This is a genomic window from Acidobacteriota bacterium (genome assembly GCA_029861955.1).
Classification (GTDB): Bacteria; Acidobacteriota; Polarisedimenticolia; order Polarisedimenticolales; family Polarisedimenticolaceae; genus JAOTYK01.
In genome coordinates, this window is record JAOTYK010000083.1 from 1 (window position 1) to 4,701 (window position 4,701).

General features: G+C 61.8%; 1 protein-coding gene. It reads left to right on the forward strand.

All coding sequences use genetic code 11. The features are described 5' to 3' along the window. The first annotated feature begins 213 nt into the window (after positions 1-213). Complete coding sequence (locus OES25_17480) at positions 214-4,629, forward strand: S8 family serine peptidase (GenBank protein MDH3629429.1); 4,416 nt, start codon at positions 214-216, stop codon at positions 4,627-4,629. Positions 4,630-4,701 lie beyond the last annotated feature (72 nt).

Consider the following 4,701-nt stretch of genomic DNA (forward strand, 5'->3'; position numbering starts at 1 on the left):
CGGCGTCTTCCCGGCGAACGTCTATTCCGCGCTGGAAACGGATCCGGGTTATCTGTGGTTTCGCGTCCCGCTTCAGCTGTTGTTTCTATGCTGGACGGTTTACTTCGGATGGTTCAAGGGAAGCGACCGGCGGCGTGAGACCATTTGATCTCGGCCTCATATCGACGTATAGAGAGAGGCCACGGGTGCATCTGCGCCGGGAGGGGGAGTTGCATGCGTGTCCTGGGCCTGTTCATCACTCTGACCGTCGCGATCACCGGAGCTCTTGCCGACGTTCAATGGAACTCGGGACGCCTCAGCGCCACGACGCCGATGTCGGCGAACGAATTGCGCGAAAAAATAGAGACGCTGACCCGCCGTAGAGATAAGAGTCGTGTGGTCCTTCAGTTCGATGGCAAGCTCGCCGAAGACCAGCGTGATCGACTGGCTTCCTCTGGAATTCGTTTACTCGGTTACCTGGGTGGGCACGCCTGGTTCGCCAATCTCGACGCGACGGTCGATCCCCTGGACATCAGTCGGATCAAGGGCCTGGCATGGGTCGGGCCGATCCAATCGGTCGACAAGCTGCATCCCGACCTGAGCGCCGGGATCAAACACCCGTGGACCCTTGTTCGACCGGCACCGAAGTCGGAAAAGCCTGCGGGCAACGATCGACAGGAACGAAACCCGATCGTCGCCGTCTACGTCATGTTCCACCCGGACGTCGACGTCCCGCAGTCGGCGAAGGCGACTCTGGCCCGTCATGATGCCGTCATCCAGTCGCGGATGCCGTCGATCAACGGCCTCGTCGCCCATCTACCCTTCGATCGGATCGCGACGCTAGCCGTCGAAGACGACGTCATGTACGTCGAACCCCCGCTGCCACCCTTCGATGAGTTGAACGACTCGGCGCGGACCATCATCGGCGCACAGGCCGCTCAGGATCCGCCGCACGGCCTGACCGGTGCCGGTGTCTCTGTTCTTGTCTACGACGGTGGCAAGATGGCCAGCCACCCGGATTTCGGAACACGGTTGACCATCGGCATGTCCGATACCGCCGGTATTTCGGACCACTCGACTCACGTGGGTGGAACCATCGGCGGCGACGGCACCTCCAGTACCGGTCAGTATCGTGGTATGGCCCCGGCGGTGGACCTGGTCTCCTACGGGTTCGAGCAAGAGGGCGGCCTGCAACAGGGCTTCCTCTACACCGACCCTGGCGACCTCGAAGCGGACTACACCGAAGCGCTGGCGCTCTATGGCGTCGATCTTTCCAACAACTCGATCGGAACCAACACCGCGCCCAATGGCTATCCCTGTGAGTGGGAAGGCAACTACGGCGCGACCGGCGCGTTGATCGACGAGATCGTTCGCGGTTCCCTCGGAGATCCATTTCGGGTCATCTGGGCCAATGGCAACGAGCGTCAAGGCTCGGCTCGTTGTGGCTCGACCTATCTGACCACCGCGCCACCGGCCTGTGCCAAGAATCACATCACCGTCGGCGCGATGAACTCCAACGACGACTCGACCACGGATTTCACTTCCTGGGGACCGACGGATGACGGCCGGATCAAACCGGACGTCTCGGGGCCGGGGTGCGAGTCCGGTGGCGACGGCGGTGTCACCTCGACAAGTAGTTCCGGTGGCTACACGGTGAAGTGTGGAACGTCGATGGCGAGTCCGGCAGTCGCTGGTGTCGCGGCTCTGCTACTGGAGCACTACCGAACGACATTTCCCGCTCGACCGGACTTTCGCAATTCAACCCTCAAGACGATTCTGGCCACCACCGCGGCCGATGTTGAAGAGACCGGCCCCGACTACAAGACTGGTTACGGGTCTGTTCGCGCGGTTCCCGCGATCGAGTTGATCACCGATGAGCGGTTCATCGAGGCCGAGATCTCTCAGGGCGAAGTCTATAGCTTCGTCATCGTCGTCGGTCCGACCGATACCGAGTTGAAGGTCACGCTGGCCTGGGACGATCCCGCCGGCACCCCGAACGTCAATCCGGTGCTGGTCAACGATCTGGACATCCGCGTGATCGGCCCCGGGGGCACTCATCTGCCGTGGACGCTCGATCCCGCGAACCCATCCGTGCCGGCAGTGCGGACGGTCCGCGACGGCGTCAACAATATCGAACAGGTGGTCGTGGACAGTCCGGTAGCCGGTGCCTACATCGTCGAGGTGGAGGGATTCAACATCGCGCAGGGACCGACCCAGTCGTTCAGTGCGGCGGCGATACCGTCGTTGATCAATTGCGCCGACGCCGGAACACTCGCCACGGACAGCTCACGTATCTCGTGTCAGGCCGATCTGGGTCTGCGGGTTATTGACTGTGGGACCAACACCGACGACCAACTCGTCGAAATCGTCAACGTGAGCGCTGTGTCGGATTCGGAGCAGGGTGGCGAGACCATTATCCTCACGGAATCCGCTCCGGAATCGGCTAGCTTCCTGGGAAGCATCTCCATCGACACCACCGATGCGCCGGGCACCTTGCAGGTCGCCGAGGGCGACACGATTACCGTGACCTACATCGATGCCGATGACGGCGCCGGCGGGTTCAACGTCCCCGTCGTCAAGAACGTGATCGTCGACTGCACCGCACCGGTCATCACGTCTGTCGTGACGGGACAGATCAATCCGCGTGATGTGACGGTTGTGATCGATATCGATGAACCGGCCGGTGTCACGGTGTTCGCCGGCACCAGTTGCGGAAGCACGGACCTGTCTGCCACCGGTGTCCAACTCCTGACGCAACATTCCGTCAAACTTGGCGGTCTTGTCGACGATACGACCTATTACGTGACCGTCGATGCCATCGACGAGGCGGGCAATCAGAGTAGCGACGACAACGGCGGAAGTTGCTACGCCTTCACAACGCCGATGATTCCCGACTTCCATACCGAACAGTTTCCGAGCGGCCTGGACGTAGACGGGCATTCCCTTACGTGGGAGCCCGACGGAACCATCGACGTCTACAGTCTCTGTGCGGAACCGTTGGTCGGAGGCCTGCCGACCGACCCGACGGGCGGTACGACGTTGGCCCTGACGGATGACCAACCGCTGTCCTTCACCCTGACCGGTGGCGCCATGGTTCAATTGTATGGACAGACCTACGACACGGTTCATGTCGGACCCAACGGCTACGTCACGTTTGGCAGTGGGGACAGCACGTACAACGAATCTTTCGAGGAGCATTTCACGCTTCCCAGAGTGGCGGCTCTGTTTGACGATCTCAACCCCACCGTCGGAGGTACGGTCAGCTGGAAGCAGGAAGCCGATCGGGTTGCGATCACCTGGGATGGCGTTGCGGAGTACAGCACGACCAACAGCAACACGTTCCAGATCGAGCTGTTCTTCGGCGGAACGATTCGGATCAGCTACGACGGAATCGCCGTGGCAGACGCAATCGCCGGTCTTTCCGCCGGTGCGGGTCTCGATCCTGACTTTTTCGCATCGGATCTCTCGGCCGGTGCGGCCTGCGATCCTCGACCTCCGGTAGCCAGTAGTTCGACGGTTCTGACCCAGGTCGACACGCCCGTGCAATTTTCGTTAAGCGCAAGCGACGACGGAAACCCGATCGTACCGGGGATTCTGACGTACACGATCCTACGCCTGCCGGTCTACGGATCGCTGGCGGACGACACGCTGGTACAACCGATCGTGTCCGCACCCTACGTCCTCCCGGCGGGAGCCACGACGGTGACCTACACGCCGGCCGTGGGCATGACTGGTTACGACTCGCTGGACTTCCGTGCCGACGACGGTGGCAGTTCACCGTCGGGCGGTGTTTCGAACACGGCCGGCGTGGGCGTTACGATCGGGGGCGGCCCCCAGTCCGTGTACGAGTTTCTAGTGGACGACAGCGATCCCGGTTGGGTCGCAACCGGCGCCTGGGCGTTCGGTATTCCAACCGGTGGCGGGTCCAATTCCGGTGACCCGACCGGCGGTGCAAGCGGCTCCAACGTTATCGGTTATGACCTTGCAGGCGACTACGTCGACAATATGGCCGAAGAGACACTCACCAGCGACGTTCTGGATCTCTCGTCCTCGCTGAATACCGAGCTTGAATTTCAGCGGTGGCTCGGTGTCGAGAGCGCGACTTACGATCATGCGCGAGTCGAATTGAGCACCGATGGCAGTAGCTGGAATGTCCTCTGGGATCACAGTGGCAGTTCCTTTAGCGAAAACGCCTGGTCTCAACAGACGATCGATATCTCCGGGTTGGCCGACGGGCAGGCGACCGTCACCCTTCGTTGGGTCATGGGAACCACCGACGGTTCCGTTACCTATCCCGGCTGGAATCTGGACGACATCCGTGTGCTGGCGTCGGCGCCGGCACCGTGTGCCGGCGCTCCTGCTGAGAGTCCGGGACTGACGTTCTCCAACGATCGACAGACGCTGAGTTGGGGTGCGGCACCGTACTCCGGCGGCACGACGCCGTACTACGATCTGCTGCGCTCCGGGGATGCGTCGGACTTCGGCGTCGGATCGGTCTGCCTGGAAGCGGACGACGCAGCCGATCGGGTCGCCGTCGACGCCGATCTGCCCGCGGTAGGAAGCGTTTTCTTCTACCTGGTGCGGGGCGAGAATGGCTGTGGATCCGGATCGTTGGGAGCGGGGCGTTCCGGGCAGGCTTGCGTGCCGTAGGGGGACCGATTCCTGTTAGGCTCCGAGGATGCGAGTTCTCTTCCTTCTGAGCGACTACGTGCTCCACAACTC

Excerpts from the sequence above, each read along its gene's own strand:
- OES25_17480 (MDH3629429.1), top strand. The coding sequence starts at position 214 with ATGCGTGTCCTGGGCCTGTTCATCACTCTGACCGTCGCGATCACCGGA.